Source organism: Kiritimatiellia bacterium (assembly GCA_018001225.1).
GTDB lineage: Bacteria > Verrucomicrobiota > Kiritimatiellia > CAIQIC01 > JAGNIJ01 > JAGNIJ01.
This window is the reverse complement of record JAGNIJ010000012.1, coordinates 37,872-63,492: the sequence shown is the minus strand read 5'-3', so window position 1 is coordinate 63,492 and position 25,621 is coordinate 37,872. Positions and strand designations below refer to the sequence as shown.

The 25,621-nt window shown below is 66.5% G+C and carries 22 protein-coding genes; 19 read left to right on the top strand and 3 right to left on the bottom strand.

Features of this window, described 5'->3' with window-relative positions:
- The 7 genes from nqrE to KA248_06025 all read left to right on the top strand — a co-directional run bounded on the left by nqrE (position 1) and on the right by KA248_06025 (position 7,353).
- On the top strand, positions 1-615 hold the full coding sequence (gene nqrE, locus KA248_06055) for an NADH:ubiquinone reductase (Na(+)-transporting) subunit E (GenBank protein ID MBP7829462.1): 615 nt from the start codon (positions 1-3) through the stop codon (positions 613-615).
- Positions 616-622: 7 nt separating this feature from the next.
- Positions 623-1,849, top strand: coding sequence for an NADH:ubiquinone reductase (Na(+)-transporting) subunit F (nqrF, locus tag KA248_06050; protein ID MBP7829461.1), 1,227 nt, complete (start codon positions 623-625; stop codon positions 1,847-1,849).
- Positions 1,850-1,914: 65 nt separating this feature from the next.
- Complete coding sequence (locus tag KA248_06045; GenBank protein MBP7829460.1) at positions 1,915-3,000, top strand: FAD:protein FMN transferase; 1,086 nt, start codon at positions 1,915-1,917, stop codon at positions 2,998-3,000.
- 118 nt (positions 3,001-3,118) lie between these two features.
- On the top strand, positions 3,119-4,129 hold the full coding sequence (gene sppA / locus KA248_06040; protein ID MBP7829459.1) for a signal peptide peptidase SppA: 1,011 nt from the start codon (positions 3,119-3,121) through the stop codon (positions 4,127-4,129).
- Between the two features lie 97 nt (positions 4,130-4,226).
- Positions 4,227-5,333: an FHA domain-containing protein gene (locus KA248_06035; GenBank protein MBP7829458.1), complete on the top strand. Its 1,107-nt coding sequence runs from the start codon at positions 4,227-4,229 to the stop codon at positions 5,331-5,333.
- A 6-nt stretch (positions 5,334-5,339) separates the two neighbouring features.
- A complete protein-coding gene (locus KA248_06030; protein MBP7829457.1) occupies positions 5,340-6,119 on the top strand; it encodes a glycosyltransferase family 2 protein in 780 nt (259 codons plus the stop codon).
- Positions 6,120-6,129: 10 nt separating this feature from the next.
- Positions 6,130-7,353: a hypothetical protein gene (locus tag KA248_06025; protein ID MBP7829456.1), complete on the top strand. Its 1,224-nt coding sequence runs from the start codon at positions 6,130-6,132 to the stop codon at positions 7,351-7,353.
- Positions 7,354-7,366: 13 nt separating this feature from the next.
- Here the strand turns inward: KA248_06025 and KA248_06020 are convergent, their stop codons facing one another.
- From KA248_06020 to KA248_06010, 3 genes are all read right to left on the bottom strand, one after another.
- Positions 7,367-7,897, bottom strand: coding sequence for an 8-oxo-dGTP diphosphatase (locus KA248_06020; GenBank protein MBP7829455.1), 531 nt, complete (start codon positions 7,895-7,897; stop codon positions 7,367-7,369).
- A 48-nt stretch (positions 7,898-7,945) separates the two neighbouring features.
- Positions 7,946-11,317 carry a methionine synthase gene (gene metH, locus KA248_06015; protein ID MBP7829454.1) on the bottom strand — a complete coding sequence of 1,124 codons (3,372 nt, stop codon included), beginning with the start codon at positions 11,315-11,317 and terminating at the stop codon, positions 7,946-7,948.
- Between the two features lie 226 nt (positions 11,318-11,543).
- Positions 11,544-13,448 carry a S8 family serine peptidase gene (locus KA248_06010; protein ID MBP7829453.1) on the bottom strand — a complete coding sequence of 635 codons (1,905 nt, stop codon included), beginning with the start codon at positions 13,446-13,448 and terminating at the stop codon, positions 11,544-11,546.
- A gap of 83 nt (positions 13,449-13,531) precedes the next feature.
- Between KA248_06010 and KA248_06005 the strand changes: the two genes are divergently transcribed.
- The 12 genes from KA248_06005 (at position 13,532) to KA248_05950 (ending at position 25,586) form a co-directional block, all read left to right on the top strand.
- Positions 13,532-13,885, top strand: a complete 354-nt coding sequence (locus KA248_06005; protein ID MBP7829452.1) for a cupin domain-containing protein — start codon at positions 13,532-13,534, stop codon at positions 13,883-13,885.
- Positions 13,882-14,046: a hypothetical protein gene (locus KA248_06000; GenBank protein ID MBP7829451.1), complete on the top strand. Its 165-nt coding sequence runs from the start codon at positions 13,882-13,884 to the stop codon at positions 14,044-14,046. Before KA248_06005 ends, KA248_06000 begins: the two co-directional genes overlap by 4 nt.
- Positions 14,047-14,054: 8 nt before the next feature.
- Complete coding sequence (locus tag KA248_05995) at positions 14,055-15,344, top strand: DUF2157 domain-containing protein (GenBank protein ID MBP7829450.1); 1,290 nt, start codon at positions 14,055-14,057, stop codon at positions 15,342-15,344.
- Positions 15,341-15,892 (top strand): GDYXXLXY domain-containing protein, encoded by a 552-nt coding sequence (locus tag KA248_05990; GenBank protein MBP7829449.1) that lies wholly within the window; start codon positions 15,341-15,343, stop codon positions 15,890-15,892. Before KA248_05995 ends, KA248_05990 begins: the two co-directional genes overlap by 4 nt.
- A 154-nt stretch (positions 15,893-16,046) precedes the next feature.
- Positions 16,047-17,261: a carbohydrate binding domain-containing protein gene (locus tag KA248_05985; protein ID MBP7829448.1), complete on the top strand. Its 1,215-nt coding sequence runs from the start codon at positions 16,047-16,049 to the stop codon at positions 17,259-17,261.
- A 385-nt stretch (positions 17,262-17,646) separates the two neighbouring features.
- Entirely contained in the window at positions 17,647-18,222 is a 576-nt protein-coding gene (locus KA248_05980; protein ID MBP7829447.1) for a redox-sensing transcriptional repressor Rex, read from the top strand.
- Between the two features lie 114 nt (positions 18,223-18,336).
- Positions 18,337-20,277: a cache domain-containing protein gene (locus KA248_05975; GenBank protein ID MBP7829446.1), complete on the top strand. Its 1,941-nt coding sequence runs from the start codon at positions 18,337-18,339 to the stop codon at positions 20,275-20,277.
- A 378-nt stretch (positions 20,278-20,655) separates the two neighbouring features.
- Positions 20,656-22,440, top strand: a complete 1,785-nt coding sequence (gene nuoF, locus KA248_05970) for an NADH-quinone oxidoreductase subunit NuoF (GenBank protein MBP7829445.1) — start codon at positions 20,656-20,658, stop codon at positions 22,438-22,440.
- Positions 22,441-22,442: 2 nt separating this feature from the next.
- A complete protein-coding gene (locus KA248_05965) occupies positions 22,443-24,206 on the top strand; it encodes a [FeFe] hydrogenase, group A (protein MBP7829444.1) in 1,764 nt (587 codons plus the stop codon).
- Entirely contained in the window at positions 24,203-24,721 is a 519-nt protein-coding gene (locus KA248_05960) for an NAD(P)H-dependent oxidoreductase subunit E (protein ID MBP7829443.1), read from the top strand. The genes KA248_05965 and KA248_05960 overlap by 4 nt, the downstream gene beginning before the upstream one ends.
- Before the next feature lie 60 nt (positions 24,722-24,781).
- Positions 24,782-25,207 (top strand): response regulator, encoded by a 426-nt coding sequence (locus tag KA248_05955; GenBank protein MBP7829442.1) that lies wholly within the window; start codon positions 24,782-24,784, stop codon positions 25,205-25,207.
- Positions 25,197-25,586, top strand: coding sequence for a response regulator (locus KA248_05950; GenBank protein MBP7829441.1), 390 nt, complete (start codon positions 25,197-25,199; stop codon positions 25,584-25,586). Before KA248_05955 ends, KA248_05950 begins: the two co-directional genes overlap by 11 nt.
- The last annotated feature ends 35 nt before the right edge of the window (positions 25,587-25,621 follow it).

The following is a 25,621-nucleotide window of genomic DNA, read 5'->3' as shown; positions in this document are numbered from 1 at the left end:
ATGGAATTGATCAGCCTCGCGATTCGGTCGATCTTCATCGAGAACATACTGCTCTCGACGTTCCTCGGGATGTGCTCGTTCCTGGCGATCTCGAAGCGGATCGACACGGCGATGGGCCTCGGCGCGGCCGTCATCTTCGTCCAGTTCATCACGGTCCCGGCGAACTGGGCGATCAAGCATTTCTTCCTGGAGCCCGGCGCGCTGGCCTGGACCGGGAGCCCGGCCCTCGCGGCGCTGGACCTTTCGTTCCTGATCTTCATCTGCTTCATTGCCGTGATCGCCTGCCTGGTGCAGTTCGTCGAGATGGTGCTGGACCGGTTCTTCCCGCCGCTCTACCAGTCGCTGGGCATCTTCCTGCCGCTGATCACGGTCAACTGCGCGATCCTTGGCGGCTCGCTGTTCATGGTCGAGCGCAACTACACCTTCGTGCAGTCCGTCGTCTACGGCTTCTCGTCCGGGGCCGGCTGGGCGCTGGCCATCACCGGCATGGGCGCCATCCGCAAAAAGCTGCGCTACTCGAACATCCCGCCGGGCCTGAAGGGCCTCGGGATCACGATGCTGCTGACCGGCCTGATGGCCATGGCGTTCATGTGCTTCTCGGGGATCAGCCTGTAAGGGGAGCATGGAACACACGGTGCTATACGTCGCGGCGAGCGTGGTGGTCTTCACCGGGATCATCCTGTTCCTGACCGTGGGCCTGATGATCGCCTCGCGGCGCCTCGCGCCGAGCGGCCCGGTGACGATTGACATCAACGAGGGCTACAAGAAACTGACGGTGGACGCGGGATCGACGCTGCTGTCCTCGCTGGCGTCGGAGCGCATCTTCCTGCCCTCCGCCTGCGGCGGGGGCGGAACGTGCGCGATGTGCAAGTGCACCGTGACCGACGGCGGCGGGAGCATCCTGCCGACGGAAACCGGCCACATCAGCAAGCAGCAGGCCAAGGAGGGGCTGCGCCTGGCGTGCCAGCTCAAGGTCAAGCGCGACCTCAAGATCCGCATCCCGGCGGACGTTCTCGAGATCCAGAAATTCGAGGGCACGGTGCGGTCCAACGGCAGCGTGGCGACGTTCATCAAGGAACTGGTGATCGACCTGCCCGCGGGCACGGACCTGAAGTACCGGGCGGGCGGGTACATCCAGATCGACATTCCGCCGTACGAACTGGCATACCGGGATTTCGACATCGACGAGCGGTTCCGCGACGCCTGGGACGCCTTCAAGCTCTGGGATTTCCGGGCGAAGAGCACCGAGCCGGTATTCCGAGCCTACTCCATGGCCAGCTATCCCGCCGAGGGCAACCTGGTGAAGCTCAACGTGCGCATCGCCACGCCGCCGCCCGGGATGAACGTGCCGCCCGGGATCGCGTCGAGCTATATCTTCGGCTTAAAACCCGGCGACAAGGTCATGGTCAGCGGGCCGTACGGCGAGTTTTTCGCCAAGGACAGCGAGCGCGAGATGGTGTACATCGGCGGCGGCGCCGGCATGGCCCCGCTGCGCAGCCACATCATGGACCTGCTCGTAACGAAACGGTCGAAGCGCAAGATCAGCTACTGGTACGGCGCCCGGTCGCTGCGCGAGATGTTCTACGAAGAAGATTTCCGCAGGCTGGAGAAGGAGTTCCCCAACTTCACCTTCCACATCGCGTTGAGCGAGCCGCGGCCGGAGGATGACTGGAAGGGGCCCGTGGGGTTCATCCATTCCGTCGTGCACGACCGCTACCTGGCCCAGCACGAGGATCCGTCCGAGATCGAGTATTACATGTGCGGGCCCCCGCCGATGATCGCCGCCGTCAACGCCATGCTCTACAATGTCGGCGTGGACAAGGAGATGATCGCCTACGACGAGTTCTGATGAGCCTCCGTTGCATGTGGACCTTCACGCGGCCGTCCTGAACCCTGAACCCTGAACCCTTCCCCATGCTCATTCAGCCCCGCAAAGTGAATCCCTGGAAACTGCTGCCGGTCCTGGCGGTCATCGTGGCGTTCGCCGCCGTGACCTGGCGCCGCGACCCGCCGGGCCCGAGGCATCCGGCCTGGACCGGCGAGACGATGGGCACGCTCTACTCGATCAAGCTGGCCGATTCGCCCCTGGGCCGGCGCGCGCTCCGGGAACTGCAGGCCGAACTGGATCGTTGCCTCGTCGAGGTGAACCGGCAGATGTCTCACTACCAGCCGGACAGCGAGATATCCCGGTTCAACCGGCATGAATCCGGCGAGCCGTTTCCCGTCTCGCCCGGCTTTGCGTCCGTGGTCCGGTTTGCCCTGGAGTTGAGCCGCCGCTCGGGCGGGGTATTTGATCCCACGCTGGGCCCGCTGATCGATCTCTGGGGCTTCGGCGCGCCGGGCCGCGCGGATCACCTCCCGTCCGACGGGGAGTTGGCCGAGGCGCGGCAGCGGACCGGGGCGGGGCGCCTGTCTGTGACGCCGGACGGGAAGCTGGTCAAGGCCGTGCCCGGCCTGCATCTGAACGTCAGCGCGGTGGCGAAGGGCTACGGGGTGGACGAGGCGGCGCGCGTGATCCGGGCCCGCGGAATCAGCAATGCATTCGTCGAAATCGGCGGCGAGGTGGTCGCGTACGGGCACAACGCCGAGGGCCAGAAGTGGCGGATCGGGGTGGACGCTCCGCGCCCCGACGCGCTGCCCGGCCAGGAGCTCGAAACGATCCTGCATCTTTCCGGCCTCGCGGTCGCCACGTCCGGCGATTACCGGAACTTCTTCGTGGATGAGAAGGGCGAGCGTTTTACCCACATCCTGGACCCGCGGACCGGCCGGCCGATCCGGCATGACCTGGCGAGCGTGACCGTCGTGGCGCCGGACTGCATGACGGCGGACGGGCTGGCCACGACGCTGTTTGTCATGGGGGCCGAGGAGGGGATGAAGTGGATCGAGTCCTGGCCGGGGATCGAGGCGCTGTTCATCCTGCGCGAGTCCGGCGGCCGGTTCGTCTGCCGGCCCACGCCGGGCTTTGTGAATCTCACGGGAGCCCGGCTGCCGGCTCCCTAGCGAGGTGCTGTTGGAGACGGGCCGCCCCCGGCCCGCAGGCTGGCGCCACGGGTGAGCGGCGTCTCCATCACGAAACGATGGCGTTGCGCCGCCGCGTTCGAGCGGGTAGATTCCTTCCATGACGGAAACGAAAAAAGCCGGGACCCGCGTGGGCTATTGGTTGTTGCTCCTCCTCCTGATCATGGCCCTGGTCGGCAGCGTGGCCATGAACATCGGGCTGCTGGCGGGCCGCGCCCTCACGGGCTGGAGCCCGGAAGAAGAAGTGGCGGAGGACGAGTTTCCCGAATTCGAGGAGACCTGGTCGTGGGGGGAGGGCGAGGCCAAGGTCGTGCGTATTCCCGTCCAGGGCGAGTTGTTCCGGTTCGTGAGCGACGGCTCGCTCTTCGGGCCCGCGCTCGATCCCATCGAGTCCATCCTCCGGCAAATCCGCGCGGCGCAGAACGACGAGGACGTCGCGGCCATCGTCCTGGAGGTCAGCTCGCCCGGCGGGGACATGACCTCGGCCGACGAAATCTATCAGGCCGTCCTGGAATTCCGGGAGAGCGGCGAGGACCGCCGCGTCGTCGCTTATGTCCAGGACCTCGCGGCCTCCGGCGGGTACTACGCCATCCTGCCCGCGGACTGGATCGTGGCCGAGCCGACCGCCCTGCTGGGGTCCATCGGCGTGATCATGCAGACGCTCAACTGGAAGACGCTCGGCGAGAAGCTGGGCGTCACGGACACGACCATCAAGTCCGGCGAGCACAAGGACCTGCTCAATCCCTTCCGAGAGGTTTCGGAGGAACAGCGGGCGATCCTGCAGAAGATCGTCGACTCCGCGTACGCCCGTTTTTTCGAGGCCGTGGTCGCCGCCCGGGGCGTCGAGCCGGAGAAGCTTCGCGAGCTGGCCGACGGCCGCGTCTTCGATTCCGACGTGGCGAAGCAATACGGCCTGATCGATGACATAGGCTACTGGACCGACCTCCTGGACGGGTTGCCCGAAGTACTCGGGAAGAAATCGGTCAAGCTGGTGCGTTATTCCCACACGCTGACCTTTTCCGACTGGCTGGCCTCCATGCGCAACCCCGTGCGGCTCCCGCGCTGGATGAGCTCGGACGCGCCGCGCCTGATGTACCTGTGGCGCCCGTGAGGCCGGCGTCCAAGCCTTGGAAATTATTCTCGCGCTTTTTCCGGACATTGGAAAAACTAGGCTTCCGGGTGGTTTTCATTAGAATAGCCGGGGAACGATGCTGTACCGCCTCATAGTTTTGAGCGGCCCCCTGAAGGGGCGCCGGCTGACCGTGGAGCGCGCGCCGACGACGGTCGGCCGCGATCCCGCCTGCGCCATTCACCTCGACGACGAGGAGGTGGCGCTCCGCCACGCCGTGTTCGAGCACAACGACAGCGGACTGGTCGTACGAGACCTGGGGACGATGAACCGCGTTCTGGTGAACAAGCGGGAGGTCCGCGAGGCGCACCTGCGGCACGGCGACGAGATCGAGATCGGCCGGACACGCTTCCTGGTCCAGGCCCTGCTCCAGACCGAGGTCGAGACCACCGCGGCGGAAGACGGGGAGGAGGAACCCCGGCGCCGGATGGGCGCCACGCCCCGCACGCTGCTCCTGCTGCTCCTGTTCCTGCTGCTGTTCATCGCCTACCAGCGTTGGGCTGCCCGGCGCGCAAAGCCGGCCGCGGTCTCTCCGTCGGAGACGCCCGCCGCGGCGGTGCCCAATCCGCCCCCGGCGCCCATTCCGCCCGAGCCGGCGCCGCCGGTCCTGCCGCCGCAGATGGAGGAGGAGTTGCGATCCATGCGGGCGACGCTCGCGACGATCAAGGAGACCGTCGAGGATCTGGGCACGCGGACGGCGACGCCGCCCGCGGCCCCGGTAAGCCCGGCGCCGCCGGAACCGCCGGCCCCGTCGCCGGACTACACGGCCTGGCTCGCGATCGAGACCGTCGAGCAGGTCAAGCTGCCCCAGGACGACTCTCCCGACGAGGCGCGCCTGCTGCGCCTGCGCCTGCGCGCGGCGCCGGGCGTGACCATCGAGCCCGAGGGGGTACGGATGGAGGTGCAGTTGTTCATCCGCGAGGAAGAAACCCAGCGTATTTACCCGGCCCGGGTGGAAGTCCTGGTCAGCCCTCCGGAGTTCGAAGAGGGAGTCCTCACGAACGGCGGTTCGGCGATCGCGACCATCCAGTGCCGCGTGCCGGGCGCGGCCGGGCACCTGGGCCGGTACTACGGGTTCCGCCTCAAGCTGTTCTACAAGGACGTGCTCCAGGCCGAGGTGGACCGGCCCCGGACGCTGCCCGCCGACCTCTGGCGCGAAACCGACGGCGAACCCGCGCCGGACTGATCCGCCATGCGCGAGAAGATATCCGCCTGCGTCATCTGTTTCAACGAGGAGCGGAAAATCCGCCGCTGCCTCGCCAGCCTCGCCTGGTGCGACGAGATCATCGTCATGGACAGCTTCAGCACCGACCAGACCCCGGCCATCTGCCGCGAGTACACGGAGCGGTTCTACCAGCACGAGTGGCTCGGGTACATCGCCCAGCGCAACATGGTCCGCGACCTGGCCCTGCACCCGTGGATCCTCTACCTGGATTCCGACGAGGAGGTCTCGCCCGCGCTGCGCGAGGAGATCCTGGCCGAGTTCGAGCGCGGCACCGACCCGTTCGTGGGCTACGAGTTCCCCCGCCAGGTCTACTACATCGGGCGCTGGATCCGGCACGGCGAGTGGTACCCGGACGTCAAGCTGCGCCTGTTCCGCAAGAGCCGCGGTCGCACCGAGGGGATCGAGCCGCATGACACCGTGGTCGTCAAGGGCCCTGTCAAGCGGCTCAAGGGGCCTGTCTGGCATTACACCTACGACGACCTGCGCGACCACATGGACACGGCCAACCGGTTTTCCACCATCTCCGCGCAGCAGAAGTTCGTGCAGGAGGTGCCGTTCCGGTGGCTGGACCTGTTCTTCCGGCCGCCGTTCCATTTCATCAAGGGGTATTTCCTGCGCGCGGGATTCCTCGACGGCATGCACGGGTTCATCATCGCCGTCATCAGCGCCTACGCCGCGTTCGCCAAGTACGCCAAGCTGTGGGAACTCGAACGCCGGCACAAGCACCATTTCCGGGAATTGCCGTAAGGAGGAGGGCATGGCGTGGCGTATTGAGGAATCCCTGGTCCGGGCGGAGTTGGACAACCGGACGAAAGGCCGCGTGACCGGAATGCTCTGGTTCGCGGGCCGGGACCGGCCGGTGACGCTGAAGTTGGAGGGCAATCCCTGGCGGGACCTCGCGGGCCACCGCGTGCTCATCACCAACCCGGCGCCCAAGACGGCCGACCTCTCCCGATTCGCGGACCTCCAGGCCGGCGTGGTCGGCGACATCACGGCGTCCCGCAAGGTGAAGATGCCGGATGGCCCCATGGAGGAATTCCTGGCGGGCTACAAGTCCGGGAAGACCTTCACGTTTCACTGGGCGAACAGCCTTTACCTCGAATGGTTCAGCGAGAGTAACGGGCGAGTCGTGATCGAGTCCGCGGATTACCGGATCGAACTGGACGGGCTGCCCTCCTGGCAGATGACCGAGTCCGAGGAAGATGCCCAGCGCAAGGCCAACCAGGAAGCGATTACACGTTTCATGGAACGCCTGGTCGGGGCGGCGGGGCCGGCGCCCGCGGGGAACGAGGAGGAAGCCGACAGGCCCACCAGCCGGACGGAAGCCGAGGCCGACGCCGAGGCGGCCCGGATGGACCTGCTGATGGACCGCGTCCAGGCGCGCCTCGAGCGGGAAGGCCGCGCGGAGGCGGATTTCGAGCGCATCATGGACGAGGAACGCTCCCGGCTGCGGCGCGAGCGCGGCGAGCCCGAACCGGAGCCGCTGACCCCCGAGGAGGAGGCCGAGCGCTCCGCCTGGGTGGAGGACATGAATGCCGCCGCCGAGGAAGCCCTCGAGGAGATGAAGGGCGAACCCGTAGACCTTCCCGATCACCCGCTGGTCGAGCTGTGCAGCGAACTGGGCGTGCGCCTGCACCACGACGCGAAGAACAATCGTTGGATTCCCGAGGGGGCGTCCCCGGAACACCCCTTTTATGAAATCGAGCACGGCGTCCAGTTCGCCTCCGCCAAGCTGGCCGGCGCGCTGAACCGTTCTTCCCGGGAGCAAGAATGGCCGCCGGACCCGCTGTTTGCCGGCGACACGCTGGTCCGGCTCAAAAAGGCCCGCCGGTACTTGAAAGACGCCCTCGCCGGGTTGGACGCGGCCGACGAGCAGCGCCTGGCCGACATGGAGTGGCGCAGCCGAACCCGCCGCGAAATCGGCGCCATCCTCGCCCGCGTCGAGCAGTTGATCCGAGAAGTTCGCTCCGCGTTGGAGTGAGACCGATTCGGCGTCACGCCGGTCCGCCGTGGCGGAGAGCGTCGCGGCCTTCTTCCAGCCGATACTCCAGCATCTTGTCCCCGTCGAAGAGGAACCGGCCCGTGAACGGCGTGCCGGCCAGCATCAGGGGGATCCACACCCGGTCGTCCTCCCACATCCGGTCGAACGGGATCTGGTCCAGCGGCGTCCAGAGCGGGATCGCCTCGCCGGTTTCCTGGGGCTCGCCCTCGATGCCGGTCGCCGTGAAGACGTAGCCGTGGATGGAAAACCCGTCCACGAACTGGAACATCAGCTCGCCCGCCTCGCGCACGCCCGTGGGCGTGACGACCAGTTCCTCCTGCACCTCGCGGATGGCCGCCTGCCGCGGGGTTTCGCCCGGGTCCAGCCGGCCGCCCGGCCCGTTGATCTTCCCCGCGCCGAGCCCCTTCTTCTTGTGGATCAGCAGCACCTGCCCGTCGCGGATGACGAACATCAGCGTCGCGCGCTCGGTCGGGTTCCAGTGCGCCCAGTCCACCTCGGAAAAATGGGAATATTTATTAGTCATGTGGCCTGCTCGTATCCGCGTCCATCCGCGTAATCCGCGGGCTCTTCTTCAGACATTGAAGTACTTCGCCGCCGGGTGGTGCGCGACGAGGGCGGACGTCGTCACCTCCGGCACCATCATGAAATTGTCCGACAGGGTCACGCCGATCTCTCCGGCATGGACGAGATCGCAGCAGCTCTTGTTCATCGCGAGGTCCGGGCACGCCGGGTAGCCGAACCCGTACCGCGAGCCCCGGTACTTCTGCACGATATAATCCTGGATCGCCAGCGGCGGCTCGGTGAAACCCAACTCCGCCCGCATCCGGGCATGCCAGTACTCGGCCAGCGCGTCAGTGACTTCCACCGCCAGGCCGTGCAGCAGGAAGTAGTCCTGGTAATGATCGCGCTGCAACAGCCGGGCGTTCTCGGTTTCCAGCCCCGGGCCGAGCGTCACGACCATGAAGCCCGCGATATCTTCGTCGCGCCGGAAGAAGTCGGGGATCGAGAGGCCCGGCGACCGGGCCTGCCGCGGGAACACCATGGGGATCGCTTCTCCGCCGTCCGCGGGGAACACCGTCAGCGTCTCGCCCTCGGCCCGGCACCGGAACCAGCCGTGCGCCGCCTTCGGTTGGAAGAGGCCTGACTCGGCGCACTGCTTTTTCAGGGCTTCCAGGCGAGGCTTCACCTCGTCCTCGATGAGCCGGTTGTATTCGTCCGCGCCCAGCTTGCCGCGCCGGTAGCCCCACCGGCCGCGGATCAGCGCGGTCTCGTTCAGGTACGGGTAGACATCCTCCAGCCGGATATCCGTGGCGAGCCGGTGCCCGAGGAACGGCGGCTTGGGCGGCGGCAGGGAAAGATCAATGCTCACCGGCGGCGCCTCGAAATCCACCGCCGGGGCCGAGGGCGGCTTCGGCGGGGTTTTTTCCAGGCGGCCGGTTTCAGAAAGCTCCCGCATTTTTGCCAGGCCCTCGAAGGCATCCTTGCAGTACACGACCGGCGAAGAATACTGGGGCTGGCACGCGTCGGCCACGAACCCGGGGGTCAGCGCCGCGCCACCGAGGAAGATCGGTATCCGGATTTCCGACGCCTCGAGCGCCTTCATGTTCTCCGCCATGATCGCCGCGGACTTGACCAGCAGGCCGCTCATCCCCAGCACGTCGGCCTTGTGCTCGCGCACGGCCGCCATCATTCTCTCGATCGGCATCTTCGTGCCCAGGTTGACGACCTGGAACCCGTTGTTGCTCAAGATGATGTCCACGAGGTTCTTGCCGATGTCGTGCACGTCGCCCGCGACGGTGGCGAGGACCATCAGGCCGCGCCGCCCGCCGCTCTCGTCCTTCTTCATGTGCGGCTTGAGCAGGTCCACGGCCTTCTTCATCACCTCGGCGGACTTCAGGACGAACGGCAGTTGCAGGATGCCGTCGTTGAACAGGCGGCCGACCTCCTTCATCGCCGGGATCAGGATCTCGTTCAGTATGTGTTCCGCTGCGTACTGCCCGAGCAGGACGGGGATGGCGGCCTCCAGCGGCTGGGTCTTGCCCTTGATCACCGCCCGGGCCAGCGCCTCCGCCGGCGGCAGTTCGGCCGCGGCGGCCTCGGCCCCCGTGTCCACCGCGCCCTCGAAGAACTGTATGAAGCTTTCCAGCGGGTCGCCCGCCGAGGCATCGTTGTCCAGCAGCGCGTTGGCCACGCGCAGGGCGTCGGGTGCGAGGTCCGTCAGCGGCACGATGGACGCGACGTTGATGATGCACGCGTCCATGCCCGCCTTGAGGCAGCGGTCCAGGAATACGGTATTGAGCACCTTCCGGCCCGCGGGTTTGAGCCCGAAGGAGATGTTCGACAGGCCGAGGATCGTCCGGACGCCGGGCAGTTCCCGCTTGATCCGGCGGATCGCCTCGAGGGTCTCCAGCGCGGCCGTGCGCAGCGTCGGGTCGCCGCTGCCAATGGTGAAGGTCAGCGTGTCCACGAACAGTGCGTCCCGGCGGACCCCCTCGGCCTCGCAGAACTCGACCAGCCGCCGCGCGATGGCGACCTTGCGGTCGGCGGTCATGGCCATGCCCGTCTCGTCGATCGTCAGGCAGACCAGTCCCGCGCCGAATTTCCGCGCGAGCCCGGCGACGTGGCGGGCGCGGTCCTCGCCGGACTCGAAGTTGATGGAATTGATCAGCGCGCGGCCGCCGTAGAGCTTCAGCGCGGCCTCGATGACGTCGGCCTGCGTGGAGTCGATCATCAGCGGCGCGCGGCACTCGCGGGCGGCGCGCGCGACGAGGATCTCCATGTCCTTCTTCTCGTCGCGGCCCGCGTAGGCGCAGCTCAAGTCGAGGATGTGGGCGCTGGCTTCCTCCTGCTCCGGCAGGATCGCGAAGGCGTCGTCGTACTTATCGGCCAGCAAGGCGTCGCGGAACTTTTTGGAGCCCGTCGCGTTGGCGCGCTCGCCGATATACAGCGGCGGCGGATCCTGCGTCAGGTCCGCGGGCGAGAAGACGCTGGCCGCCTGCTGCGGGGCCCGCGCGGCGCGGGCCGGCGCGACGAACCCGTCCAAGGCGGCGGCCAGGGCGCGGAGATGGTCCGGCGTCGTGCCGCAGCAGCCGCCGACGACGTTCAGCCCCACCTCGCGGGCCATGGCGCCGAGTTTCTCCGCGAAGACGGCGGGCCCCAGCGGATAGTGAACCCCGCCGGCCTTCATTTCCGGCAGGCCGGCGTTCGGCATGCAGGCCAGGAACCGGGGCCAGTTCGCCGCCAGGTAGTCCAGGTGGATACGCATCGCCTCGGGCCCGGTCGCGCAGTTCAGCCCGAGGAGGTGGATGGGGTAGGGCGACAGCGCGGCGACGACGGCGGCGATGGACGAGCCGATCAGCAACGTGCCGGTCTGCTCCACGGTCACGGAGACGTACAGCGGTACTTTCGCCGAGCGGCCCACCACGTCGTCATAGGCCGCGAGGCCGGCCTTGATCTGAAGCAGGTCCTGGCAGGTTTCCAGGAGGATGCCGTCCGCGCCGCCTTCCAGCAGCCCTTCCATCTGGACCCGCAGCGCCGCGCGCAGGTCGTCGAACCCCACCTGGCCGAGCGTCGGCAGCCGGGTTCCGGGCCCGATGGACCCGAAGACATAGCGCGGCTTGTCGGGCGTAGAGAAAGCGGCCGCCGCCTCGCGGGCCAGCCGGGCGGCCGCCCGGTTGATCTCCCGCGCGCGATCGCTCAATTCGTATTCCCCGAGCGTGAGGGGCGAGGCGCCGAAGGTATTCGTCTCGACGGCGTCGCTGCCGGCCTCGAAATAGGCGCGGTGGATGGAGCCGATGATGTCGGGGGCCGTGACGTTGAGCAGCTCGTTGCAGCCCTCGCGGCCCTGCCAGGCGTCCGCCGGCACGGCGCGGGCCTGGATCTGGGTGCCCATGGCCCCGTCCATCAGGAACACGCCGTTTCGGATTCTGGTCAGCAAGTCCATCGGTTTCTCTCCGCGCAAACGGTCACGATACCAGCGCGGGATCAAAAAGCCAGCCGGTTTGCAGTGGAGCAGGGTCGCCTGAATGTTTAGCGAAGGATTGGATATGAAGGGTGGCACGGCCGTCCCGGCCGTGAAAAAGCACGGGCGAGACGCCCGTGTCACATTTCACCGGCTCGTACAGAAAAGTCACGCACGCTAAAGATTCAGGGGGCCGCCCGCGGCCCGCTTAGCGGCGTGGCCGCAGCGCGATCGGCGCAGACAGGACCTCGTTGCTCGCGCCGGAAATCGCGACGCGGTAGTAGGCCTGCGAAACCGCGCCCGAATCCCATTCGTTCGTGAACCCGGTCAGTGCGCCGGCGACAGGGATGTTGGAGGCCACGCAAGTCCAGTCTCCGCCATCGGCCAGGCTGGACGACCGGTAGAGATCGTACGTGCGGCCGGTGTCGAATCCTTCCTGGCCGGTCCGCCACGCCACGGCCACCGCGTTGGAGCCCGAAGGCAGGGCCTCGGTCAGTTGAAGCACCGAGGTCCCGTTCGTGGGATCGGTGTTCGCGCTGAATTCCTGGTCATTGAACAGCCCGTCGCCGTCGGGATCGAGCCCGGCGTCGGCGGCGTTCGTGGGGTTAAGGTCGAAGACGATTTCCCACCAGTTCGGCATGCCGTCCGCGTCGTCGTCGTCGAGCCCGATGGCCCGGCAGGCGTCCACGCGGCCCCAGCCGTAGGTATTGTTGGGCACGTTTGTCCCGGCCACGCCGCCGCATTCCTGGGCGGTGGTCCGCGGCACGGCCGTTCGCTCGATCAGTTTTTCGATCCGGTCCACCTGCCCGCGCAGCCCGGGATGCGCCGACAGGACCAGCGCCACGGTGCCCGCGACGTGCGGGGCCGCCATACTGGTGCCTGTCTTGTATCCGTAGCCCGTGCCGGGCACGCAGGAGCGTACGCTGGTGCCCGGCGCGCTGATGTCGGGCTTCATCCGCCCGCTGCCGTCCGCCGTCGCCGGGCCGCGGCTGCTGCCGCTGTTGATGTTGTCGCTGGAGTCCGTGTTGCCGACGGTGAAGGAATCCTCGTAGAAGGACGGCGGATCGCTGACCGTGCCGCAAGCCGAACCGCTGTTGCCGGCCGAGGCCACGACGACGATGCCGGCGGCCCGCGCGGCGGCCACGACGCCGCTCAAGACATTGGGATCCGTGCATCCCTCGGCCGTCGGGCACCCCCAGGAGTTATTGATCACGTCCGGCGCCTTCGCCGGGTCGGGATTCCCGTTCGTCAGGTCCGTGGGCGCGACGAACCATTGGAAGCACTCCGCGTACGTCGCCGGCGTGCCCCAGCCGACGTTCATGTTGCGGCACCCGATCCAGCGCGCGCCGGGCGCGACGCCGACCTGGTTGCCGGCCCCGTCGTCGCCGACCATGGTGCCCATCGTGTGCGTGCCGTGCGTGTCGTCGTCGCAGGGAACAAGCGAGTCCGCACCGCAGCCGCCGCCCCCGCTGTGGATCGCGTCGTGCCAGTTATAATTGTGGTTGGTCGCGCTCCCGTCGAAGCCGCGGTACTGGTTTTTCAGCGCCGGGTGATCCCAGTCGTAGCCGGTGTCCTGGCCGCCGACGACCGCGCCCTGGCCCGTGAAACCCAGCGCCCAGACGCCGGTCGCGTTGACCTTGCTGACGCCCCACTCCGCGGCGGTGGGCGCGTCCGGCAAGCGCGGGGCGGCCAGGTCGCGGGGCAGGCGCGCGTCCACCCAGGGATTCGCGGACAGGCGGCGCACGTCACCCCGTTCCGCCAATTCGCGGACCAGGGACGCGTTGCCGCGGACGAGGAGCATGTTGTCGATCCAGAACGACTGCTCGAGCGCGCCCAGGGATTGCAGGCGCGCGCGCAGGGCGGGCTGGGTCCGTTCAGCGGTTGCCGTCAGCGCGCGGTACACGAACCGGCCTTTTTCCTCCTTGGTCCGCAGTGCGGCGGCCCCCGACAGGTCGGCGCGCTCATCCAGGAATACCAGGAATTCCGTCTGCGCATCGCTGGAACCATCAACGGATTGCAGCACGCGCGGGTCGACCTTGTCCTGCCATGCGCCCGATGCGGCGCGGCCGGCCAGCAGCGCGAGGAGCAGGACTGGATAATGCAACCGTTTCATGTAAGTCTTTTGTACCAGCCGCGGACGATCAGGTATAGTATACTTCTGAACGGGGAAGATGTTTGGAGAAGGGATAGACCCATATGGCGCTTAAAAAAACCGTGAAAAAGCCGGGCGATTTGATGTCCCGGGCGATACCGCTGACCGGGCTGGCGGACTACCAGGCCGGGGCGGTGGTCAGCCGTACTGTACTTTCTAAGAAGGCCGGCACCGTGACCGTGTTCGCCTTCGACAAGGGGCAGGGCTTGAGCACCCATTCCGCGCCGTTCGACGCGATGGTCTGGATCCTCGACGGCGAGGCCCGCATCACGATTTCCGGGAAAGGCCTGCGGGCGAAGGCCGGCGACATGGTCATCATGCCGGCCCACGAGCCGCACGCCCTCAAGGCCGCGAAGCCGTTCAAAATGGCCCTGGTCATGATCAAGAGCGAGTCATGAACCTGCTCGTGCAACTGGCGGTCGTGCTGGGTGTCGTGGCCCTGTGCATTCTCGGGCTCGGCCTGGCGCTGACGCGTCGAAACCGCCGCCACGGCTCCTGCAGTTGCAAGGGCCCGTCCGGCGAAAAGACCTCCTGCTCCTGCCCCTCCCCTGAACCCTGAACCCTCCCATGACTCGCAAAGGCACTATCCAGTGGCTGCTGAACGAACTGCCCGGGCTGGTGGGGCAGGGCGTGTTGACGCCGGAACAGGCGGAATCGCTGCGGCGCCACTATCGCTCCGCGCAGCCGGCGGCCGGCCGCGGGTGGCTGTTGACGCTCTTCGCGATCCTCGGCGCCGTGCTGATTGGATTCGGCATTATCCTGTTGCTGGCGCACAACTGGGAGCAGATATCGCGACCCGTGCGCGCGGGGATTTCCCTGGTCCTGCTGCTGGTCGGCCAAATCATGGCGGGCCGCGCGGTCGTTCGCCAGAACCCGTCCGCCGGCCTGCGGGAGGCGTCCTCGATCTTTCTCATGCTGGTCGTTGGCGCGTCGATGGCCCTGATCGCGCAGACCTATCACGTCGCCGCCGACACGGAGTCCTTTGTCCTGACCTGGATGCTGCTGGGCCTGCCGCTGGTCTACACGCATCGCGCGGTCCTGCCGGTCCTTTTCTATCTGGCCGGCACCTCATGCTGGACCCTCATGACCATCGAAACCTGCGGCCCGTCCTGGTACTGGCTGTGGCTGGTCTTGTTGATGCCGTACCTTGCGGCCCGTGTCCGCGAGAACCGGTACCAGGCCCGCGCGGCTCTGTTGCTGTGGGGTATGGCCATTAGCCTGCTGGCCGTGTCCGGCGCCATGGTGGGCGAGCAGGTCGAGGAATACCTGCTTCTGCTGTATGCCCTGCTGCTGGGCGCCTTCTATCTGGCGGATTCCTTGTGGCTGGAGGAGGCCCCGACGGCCTGGCAGCGCCCCATGAAAATGCTGGGGGCCGGCGGCATCGTGCTCATGGCTTTTATCATGAGCTTCGAATGGGACGCCGGCCTGCTTTCCGCCCGGGAATTCGTCGGGCTGCTCGGCAGCGGTGTGGCCGGCGTCGTACTGGGCGCCGCGCTCCCGCTGGCTTACGGGGCGCTGGTCGGCTGGACCGTTCGGCGGGGGCGGTGGGGCCTCATGGCCTTCGGGGTTTTCCCGTTGCTGGTCTGGCTCGGTCCCCTGCTGGACGACGGGCTGATGTGGCTGGTCGCGAACGGGTATTTGTTCGCGCTGGGCCTGGTCATCCTGGTTTCCGGCGCCCGCCAGCGGCAGCTCGGTAAGGTCAACGGCGGCATGCTGATCCTCGGCACGCTGATTATCGTGCGGTTCTTTGACAGCGATCTTTCCTTCGTGGCCAAGGGCATCGTGTTCATCCTCCTGGGGCTCGGGTTCCTCGGCGCCAACTGGATCATGCTGCGGCGGAAGGGAGGCGCGCCATGAACCGCCGCGTCCTGCTCATCCTCTTCCTGGCCGCCTGCGCCGCGCAGTGGGTCGCCGCGACGTGGAAGATCGTCGAGCGCGAACTGACCCTGCGGTATGGCGACGTCTATAAATTCAAGACCGCCCCGGTGGACCCGGTGGACGCCTTCCGCGGCCGCTACGTGGCCGTCCGCGTGGAGCCGGACACGGTTCCCTTCGACGGGCCATGGACGCGCGAGCAGGGCGGATGGTACTTCGCCGAGCTGGCCGTGGGCGAAGACGGGTTCGCGCGCTTCGTCGGGCTTCATGACCGGTGCCCGCCCGGGAAGCCGAGCATCCGGACCCGCCTCGCTTCGTTCAACGACCCGGAAAAGAAAGCCTGGCTCAAGCTTCCGCTGGACCGGTTTTACATGAGCGAGCGCCTCGCCCCGGAGGCCGAGCGCGCCTATGGCGAGCACAGCCGGCAGGGCGCGCAGGACGCCTGGCTGCAAGTCCGCGTCTGGCGCGGGCGAGCGGCCATCGAGGACCTCTACATCGGCGACCGGCCGATCCTCGACGTCGTTCGGTAAAGAAATCGCCTTCGCTCTTCCGTCGTATTCTTCCTTCCCCCAGGCAGTTATGATGCGCCTTCTCCGCGGCTGGGACGAAAGGAATCCCGCGGCGCGACTACAGGGCTGAAGTCCCGGCCCCTATCGGTCCGCGGACTCAAGAGCGGAGAATGGCATGAAGAAGGCAATCGCGATATTGGGTTCCGTGCTGATGTCCTGGTGCGCGTCCGCGCAAATCGTCCAGGACGGCGACATGGAGTCGGCGGACACGAACGCGTGGCTGGACTGGGGCGCGCCGCTCGTCAAGGCCAAGGAGTTCGACGCGGAACGCGGCTCGACGGTGCTCCACGTGGCCACCGGCGGCGTGCAGCAGTTGAATCTCCCCGTCACGGCCGGCGCCGAGTACACGCTGCGGTTGTCGGCGAAAGTGAAGACCGGCACGTTGCGCGTTCTGCTGGGCATCCAGGATTCCAACAGCGACTTCGAAAACCGCTACTACGATCTCGGCGTCGCCAACTACGGGGCCTGGAACACCATGGAGCGCCGGTTCACCGTGCCCGCCGGTTTCACCCACGACTTCCGGTTGGCCCTGATCGCCAGCGCCGGCGAGGCCTGGGCCGACGACATCCAGATCACGGCCGGGCAGGACACGCGGATCGTCCTGGACGGTGATATGGAGGGCCGCCAATTCGGCCAGTGGTGGTGCTGGGGCACGCCGGAGCTCAAGGAGAAAAGCGCGGCCGATCCGCGCGGGGGCGCGCAATCGCTTCATTTCCGGACTTTCAGCGGGACCAACTGGATCGCCAATCGAAGCGGCCTGCAGCAGCGGTTCGTCCCCGTGGCGACGGGACGGTGGTATCGATGGAGCTTCTGGTATCGCGTCACGTCCGGCACGCTGTGTCCCCGGCTGGGCCACAACGATTCCAACAACGACTACCAGTTCGGGCTGGCCGAATTTCCCGTGCTGGCCGCGACGGACGGCGAATGGCGCTTCTACGAGCGCGCTTTCAAGACGCCCGATGCCATCACCGGCGACTTCCGCTTGGTGCTGCCCCTGAATCCCTATAATTACCTGACCAAGACCACGAACGAGTTTGCCGAGGCCGAGGTGGACGACCTGGTCATCGAACCCTTTGACGAGAAAAGGGAGATCATCCCGGATATGGACATCGCCCTGGCGGGCTCGGAGGGTCTGTTCCAGTGGCCCGTCACGAACGGGCTGGTGTACTCGCTGGAATACACGACCAACCTGACGCCGGGCTCTGTCTGGCGGGCCGTACGGAATTACGGCGGAGTGCCGGGATTCGACGGGCACTGCTCGGCGACCGTGGACGTCTCGAAAGTGCTGACGGGATACTCCAACTTCTTCTTCCGGGTCCGAGCCCAGTAGCTTGGTCTTCAGCCGTCCCGGACATGTGGCCGGGCAGGGGAGGACAAGGGGGAACCCGTGTCCTGTCCCGAACATCCCCATGCGCGGAAAGAACCATCTGTCATCCCGAGTGTGTCGAGGGATCTCCACGAGCATCAACCAGGTGGAGATCCCTCGCTCCGCTCGGGATGACAATGTCGTATGCATGGTCATTTATGGGACACAACACGGGCCCGGTCATCCCCGGTCGGCCAGGAGATTCCTGGCTCCAGTTTTTTCCCATTGACCGATCCCGCCGATCCGGGTAGGTTAATGCTGTGAAATAATTCACATTGTGAAACTAGTAACGTAACTCATGTTATCTTCTGAAAATACGGGAGTTCCGGCGAGAACAGTTGAAAGACTGGTGCTCTATCGCCGGCTTCTGGATGGACTATCCGAGCAAGGGGTGGAGTTCATTCACTCCCACGAAATTGCGGAGAAGGCCAACAATTCCGCCGCCCAAGTGCGTAGGGATATGATGGCGATTGGCTACACGGGCAACCCGGCGCGCGGCTACGCCGTGGCGGACCTGGTCCGGAGCATCAACGGGCTTTTCGAACAGAAGCGTGACCAGAAGGCCGCGCTCGTCGGCATTGGCAAACTCGGGCGCGCGTTGCTCGGTTACTTCGCTTTCCGCCAGGCCCGGCCGCGGATCATTGCGGCGTTCGACAGCGACCCGGCCAAGGGGCAGGGCGAGTTCGCCGGCTGCCCGTGCCATCCGGTGGATGCGCTGACCTCGGTGATCGCCCGGGAGGGCATCACGGTCGGCATCCTGACGGTCCCGGCGGAGGCCGCCCAGCGAATGACGGATTTACTGCTGCTGGCGGGCGTCCGGGGCATCCTGAATTTCGCGCCGACGCCGTTGAAGACGCCGGCGTGGGCGGTGGTGGATAACGTGGACATTGCGACGAAGCTTGAGAAGGTGGCGTTTTTCTGTTGATGATGAAACCCAGGATTGATTTCATATCCGGTCTCGCGGGAGCTCGACCCTCCAGTTGTCTTCTCATTTTGGAGGGCGGAGCTCCTGCGACGCCGGGAGTGAAGGCGGATCTCGATGCTTAAGACCAAACTATTCCAGGCGTTCGCGGCGCTGGCGATCGTGTTCGGCCTGCTGTCCTCGCTCATCGGCATCCAGATCATCCGCAAGCGGGTGATGGGCGAGGCGCAGAACCAGGTCAGCCTCGACATCGGGAGCGCCTGGGCGATCTTCAACTCCAAGCTGCACGACCTGGAAACCGTCCTGGACCTCGTCGCCATCAAGAAGATCGTGGTGGACGCCGCGTCCGAGCACGACTGGGCGTCCCAGGATATCCAGCAGCGGCTCGAGACCATCCGCACGAGTTTCGGCCTGGACTTCCTGACCGTGGTCTCGCCGGAGGGCCAGGTGGTGCTGCGCGCCGCGCCCCCGTACCGTACCGGCGACTTCCAGAAGCAGAACCCCGTGGTCGCCCGCGCGCTGAAGGGCGACCACGCCTCGGGCGTGACGCTGATGTCGCAGCCCGAGTTGGACCTCGAGGCCGACGGGCTGGCCGAGAAGGCGTTCCTGGTCCTGGAGAAAACCCCGCGCGCCCGGGCGTCGCCGCTGACCGAGGAGAGCCGGGGCATGGTTCTCGCGACCGGCGTGCCGATTTTCAAGGGGCCCCAGCTGCTGGGGGCGGTCTACGCCGGCGTCCTGCTCAACCGCAACCAGGACCTCGTGGACCGGATGACGGAGGTCATCTACAAGAACGAGCAGTACAAGGGCCTCGCCATGGGCACGGCGACGATTTTCCTGAAGGATTGCCGGATCGCCACCACCGTGCGCCTGCCCAACGGCAACCGCGCGATCGGCACGCGCGTCTCCAAGGAAGTCGCGGACCGCGTTCTGGACAACGGCCTGCCGTGGATCGGTCCGGCCTTCGTGGTCAAGGAACCGTACCTGGCCGCCTACGACCCGGTCCGCGATTTCAACGGCGAGGTCGTCGGCATGTTGTACGTCGGGCGGTTGGAGCGCCCGTTCACGGCGCTGGGCCGGAACATCATGTTCCGTTACGCGGGGCTGTCGATCTTCGGCCTGGCCGCCGCGCTGGTCCTGGCGTTCATCATGGCCGGCCGGCTCGCAAATCCCATCCATCGCCTGGTGGAAGCCTCGCAGCGCATGCGCAAGGGCGAACCCCACAACCCCGTGGAATGCCGGAGTTCCTGCGGCGAGATTGAGAACCTGGTCGTGGCGTTCAACGAGATGGCCAAGGCCCTGGAGGAGCGCGAGGCGAAGCTGAAAGAGACCAACGAAGCCGTCTCTGCGCTGAACACCAGCTACATGGACATGCTGGGCTTCGTCTCCCACGAACTGAAAAGCCCGGTGGCCTCGATCATGAACTACGTTTTCCTGCTTCGCCAGCAGAAGCTCGGTCCGCTGACGCCCGGCCAGGAGAAGGCCGCGCGCAACATCGAGACCAACAGCAAGCGCATCGTGGAGATGGTCCGCCACTACCTGAACCTTTCCCGCATCGAGACCGGCGAGCTCCACCCCGTGCCGACGCGCGTCGCGGTGGCCGAGGAGGTCGTCCTTCCGTTGCTGGAGGCCGGCGAGGCGGACCTCCAGGCGCGGCGGATGCGTCTCGAGAACCGGATCGCCGCCGACCTGCGGCTCAAGACCGACCTGAACATGACCCGCGAGGTCTTCGAGAACCTGATCAGCAACGCGATCAAGTACGGCCGGGACGACGGGCTCCTGCGGCTCGACGCGCAGCGCCGGGACGGGTTCGTCGAATTCAGTGTCTTCAACGAGGGGCCCGGCATCCCGCCGGACAAGCTGGAGACCGTGTTCCAGAAATTCATGCGGCTCGAAGAGGCCGACGGGACCCGGCGGCAGAAGGGCACGGGCCTGGGCCTTTTCATCACCCGCCACATCGTCGAGGCCCACGGCGGCCGGATCGGGGTCGAGTCCGAGCCCGGCCAGTGGGTGCGTTTCCATTTCACCTTGCCGGTCTTCCCCGAACAGGAGAAAGCATAAGCCATGCCCACACCGAGAGACAAAGTGCTGCAGATGCGCCGCCGGGCCGTCATGCGGCTGTTCGAAGACAAGTTCCAGAACCCCACCCGGATCACCGTGGGTTCCGCGACGTGCGAAAACGCCGCGGGCGCCGGGCCGGTCTACGACAAGTTCAGCGAGCTGCTGGCCAAGCCCGGGGCGCCGAAGGTCGCCCTCGGGCGCGTCGGCTGCACCGGTCGCTGCGACCTCGAGCCCGTCGTCTCCGTGATCGCGCAGGGGCACATCCCCGTGAAGTACGTCAAGGTCACGCCCGCGCGCGCGGAGAAAATCGTCGAGCAGCACATCCGCGGCGGGAAGGTGGTGGACGAGTTCACGATGCGGCACGCGGCGAAGCTCCCGATGACGGGCAAGGTCGTCGGCGTGTGCGGCGGGATGCATTGCCGGAAGGGCGAGGGGATCCGCGAGGCCTTCCTGAAAGGCGTCGAGGAATTCGGCTTGAAGGACCAGGTCGCGGTCACCACCTCTGCCTGCTACGGCCTCTGCGAGCGCGGCCCCAACGCCTTCGTCTATCCCGACGGCGTGCTCTACCAGAAGCTGACCCCGGAGAAGGCGGCGAAGATCGTCGAGAAGCACCTGAAGGGCGACCGGCCGGTGGCCGAGTACGCGTGGGGCGGCAAGCGGATCGCGAACCGGTTCCTCCCGCTCTACGGCGACGAGGCCTTCTTCGGCAAGCAGTTGCGGCTGACGCTCCGGAACTGCGGCGTGATCGATCCCGAGAGCCTGGACGAGTACGTCGCCGTCGAGGGCTACGACGCGCTGGCCAAGGTGCTGGCCGAAATGACCCCGAAGCAGGTCGTGGATGCCGTGGTCAAGTCCGGGCTGCGCGGGCGCGGGGGCGGCGGGTTTTCGACCGGGATGAAGTGGCAGTTCGCGGCCTCGCAGAAGGCCGACCAGAAGTACATCGTGTGCAACGCCGACGAGGGCGACCCCGGCGCGTTCATGGACCGCAGCACGATCGAGGGCGACCCGCACACGATCCTCGAGGGCCTGATGATCGGCGGCTATGCCATCGGCGCGAGCCAGGGCTACGTGTACATCCGCGCGGAATACCCGCTGGCCATCAAGCGGCTCGAGCGGGCGATCGCGGACGCGCGCGCGGCCGGCCTGCTGGGGAGGAACATCCTCGGCTCGAAGTTCGATTTCGACATCGAGCTGCGGCTCGGCGCCGGCGCGTTCGTCTGCGGCGAGGAGACCGCGCTGCTGAAGTCCATCGAGGGCTCGCGCGGCATGCCGCGCCCGCGGCCGCCGTTCCCGACCACGGCCGGCCTCTGGGGCAAGCCGACGGTGATCAACAACGTCGAGACCCTGGCCAACGTGCCGGTGGTGATCATCGACGGCCCGGAGTGGTTCGCCTCGCTCGGCACGGCGAAGAGCAAGGGCACGAAAGTCTTCTCCCTCGCGGGCAAGGTGAACAACACCGGCCTGATCGAGGTGCCGATGGGCACGACGCTGCGCGAGGTCGTCTACGACGTCGGCGGCGGCATCAGGGGCGGCAAGGCGTTCAAGGCCGTGCAGACCGGCGGGCCGGCCGGCGGCTGCATGCCGGCCGCCGCGCTGGACACGCCGGTGGACTACGACTCGCTCGCCGCGGCGGGCAGCATCATGGGCTCGGGCGGGATGATCGTGATGGACGAGGACACCTGCATGGTGGACGTCGCGCGGTTCTTCCTCGAGTTCACGCAGGACGAGTCGTGCGGCAAGTGCACGCCCTGCCGCGAGGGCACCAAGCGCATGCTGGAGATGCTGGAGCGCATCACGAAGGGGCAGGGGAAGGAAGGCGACGTCGAGAAGCTGCTGCGCCTGGCCGACACGGTGAAGAAGGCCTCGCTGTGCGGCCTGGGGCAGGCCGCGCCTAATCCGGTGATTAGCACGATCAAGCATTTCCGCGACGAGTACGACGCGCACATCCGCGAAAAGAAGTGCCCGGCCGGCGTCTGCGCCTCGCTGGTGGCGTACTCGGTGATCCCGGAGAATTGCACCGGCTGCACCGCCTGCGCGCGCAAGTGCCCGGTGAAGTGCATCGAGGGCGCGCCGAAGAAGGTGCACGTGATCGACCAGGAGAAGTGCATCCGGTGCGGCCAGTGCCTGGCCGCCTGCAAGTTCGACGCCATATTGAGGAAATAGCCATGTCCACCGAAAACGAAGTCACCCTTTCGATCGACGGGGTCGTCACCAAGGCGCCCGCCGGCTCCACCATCATGGACGCGGCCGACGCGGTCGGGGTCAAGATCCCGCGGCTCTGCTACCACCCGCACTTGAGCATTCTCGGCGCCTGCCGCGTGTGCCTGGTCGAGGTCGAGGGTCAGCGAAACCCCGTGGCCTCCTGCGCCTACCCGGTCGCCGACGGCATGAAGGTCCGGACCTCCTCCAACCAGCTGCGCCGCCTGCGGCGCGACGTGGTGGAACTGATCCTCGACAGCCACCCGCAGGACTGCCAGACCTGCGAGCGCAACGGGAACTGCGAGTTGCAGAAGCTCTCGTACGAACTGGGCATCCGCGACCGGCTGTTCCAGGGCGAGCGCAAGCAGCCGCCAAAGGACCTGTCCTCGCCGGCCGTGATCCGCGACCCGGAGAAGTGCATCCTGTGCGGGCGCTGCGTGCGCGTATGCAACGAGGTGCAGGGCGTTTACAACTTGAGCCAGCACCGGCGCGGGTTCCAGATCTGCGTCGCCCCCGCGCACGAGGGCGACATGCTGACCTCCGTCTGTGTCCAGTGCGGCCAGTGCGCCAACGTGTGCCCGACGGCGGCGATCATCGAGCACAGCGCCACCGACGAGGTATTCAAGGCGCTGGAGGATCCGGCCAAGCACGTCGTGGTGCAGACCGCGCCCTCCATCCGGGCGGCGATCGGCGAGGGGTTCGGCTTCGAGCCGGGTTCGCCGGCGACGGGCAAGATGATCAGTGCGTTGCGCATCCTGGGTTTCGACCGGGTGTTCGACACCAATTTCGGCGCCGACCTGACGATCGTCGAGGAGGCCCACGAGTTCATCCGGCGCCTGAAGAGCAACGACCGGCTGCCGCTGATCACGTCCTGCTCGCCGGGCTGGATCAAGTTCATGGAGCACTTCTATCCCGAGCTGATCCCGCACGCCTCGACGTGCCGGTCGCCCATGACGATGCTCTCCGTGCTCCTGAAGACGTACTACGCGGAGAAGAGCGGGCTCGATCCGAAGAACATCTACGTGGTCGGCGTCATGCCGTGCACGGCCAAGAAGTACGAGGCGCGCCGGCCCGAGCACGCGGACGCGGCCGGGGTGCCGTACACCGACGCCGTGCTGACGACGCGCGAGCTGATCTGGATGATGAAGACCTTCGGCATCGAGTTCAAACACCTGCACGACGGCGACTTCGACAACCCGCTGGGCGTCTCCTCGGGCGCGGCGGACATCTTCGGCACGACGGGCGGCGTCATGGAGGCGGCGCTGCGGACGGCGTACGAGACGGTGACCGGCCAGCCGTGCGAGAACCTGGACTTCGTCGAGGTGCGCGGCGTGGAAGGCGTGAAGGAGTCGAAGGTGAAGATCGGCGACCAGACGCTGAACGTGGCCGTGTCCAACGGCCTGCAGAACGCCAAGCGGCTGTTCGACCGCGTGCTGAAGGGGGACAAGAAGTACCACATGATCGAGGTCATGGCGTGCCCCGGCGGGTGCATCGGGGGCGGCGGCCAGCCGTACCCGCCGCCGGGCCTGCACATCATGGACGCGAAGCTCCTGCGGATGCGGGCCAAGGCGCTCTACACGATCGACCACCACAAGAAGATCCGGAAGTCGCACGAGAACCCGTACATTCAGCAGCTCTACAAGGAGTACCTGGGCGAGCCGAACAGCCATAAGGCCCACGAGCTGCTGCACACCCACTACGAAGCCAAGCTGCCCCGGGGGACCCGATGATCGCCCAAGACGACAAGATCAGGACGCTGACCGAACTGCCCGAGCCCATCGCGCGGTTCATCGACGAGACGCGGGACCGGCCGAACGCGGACAGCTACCTGGTCGCCGTGCTGCAGATGATCCAGAAGCACTTCGGCTACCTGCCGGCCGGCGCGCTGAACACCGTGTCGCAGAAGATGCAGATCCCGGCGGCCAAGGTGACGGGCGTGGCGACGTTCTACCACTTCTTCACCTTCGTGCCCAAGGGGAAACACACCGTGTCCGTCTGCATGGGCACGGCCTGTTACGTCAAGGGCGCGGGAATCCTCGTGGACCGGCTCAAGGACCTGCTGGGGATCCAGCAGATCGGGCACGCCTCGAAGGACGGCCAGTTCACGCTGGAGGTGGCCCGCTGCGTGGGCGCCTGCGCCCTGGCGCCGGTGCTGATCGTGGATGACAAGGTGTACGCCAACGTCCGGCCGGACGAACTGCCGAAAATCCTGTCGAAATATGGTTTCAAACCGCCGACGGAATAAGTATATGTCCTGCTGTAGCCGCGGCGTCATACGCCGCGGGGGCGGAGGCATCGAATGGCCATGAGCGACGGCAAAACCATACTGATCGTGGACGACGATCCGGACTTCGTGGAGTCCAACCGGGACCTCCTCGAGGCCTATGGCTATACCGTTCATGCCGCGCACAACGGGGCCGACGGGCTCGACCTCGCCCGCAAGGTGAAGCCGGACGTGCTGATCCTCGACGTGATGATGGCGACGAACACCGAAGGTTTCGAGGTGGCGCGGAAAATCCCCGATACGCCCGAGTTGAAGGGCCTTCGAGTGCTGCTCGTCACCGGCGTGACCAAGGACATGCACCTGCCTTTCGGATTTGAGCCGGACGCCAGTTGGCTTCCGGTGGACCGCGTGCTTGAAAAACCCATTGCCCCCAACCGGCTCCTGACCGAGATCCAGAAGGTGCTGGGCGAGGCGAACCCCAAAGGAGAGAACCCCCATGCCGGCTAAGAAGCGTATTCTCATCGTCGACGACGACCGCGACTTCGTGGAGTCCAACAAGGACCTGCTCGAGGCCAACGGCTACCAGGTGCTGTCCGCGCACGACGGCGCCAGCGGCCTGGCCCTGGCGAAGAAGGAGCGGCCGGACCTGATGATCCTCGACGTCATGATGGCGACGAACACGGAGGGGTTCGAGGTCAGCCGCAGGATTCCCGAGTCGCCCGAGCTCAAGAACATGCCCGTCATCATGGTCACGGGCATCCGCAAGGAAATGCACCTGCCCTTCGCCTTCGAGCCGGACGATACATGGCTGCCGGTATCCAGCCTCTTCGAAAAGCCCATCGAGCCCGCCACGTTGCTGGACGAGATCAAGAAGCGGATCGGGTGATGCAGGAAGCGAGCTTGCTCGCGAAGAGGTCGCCA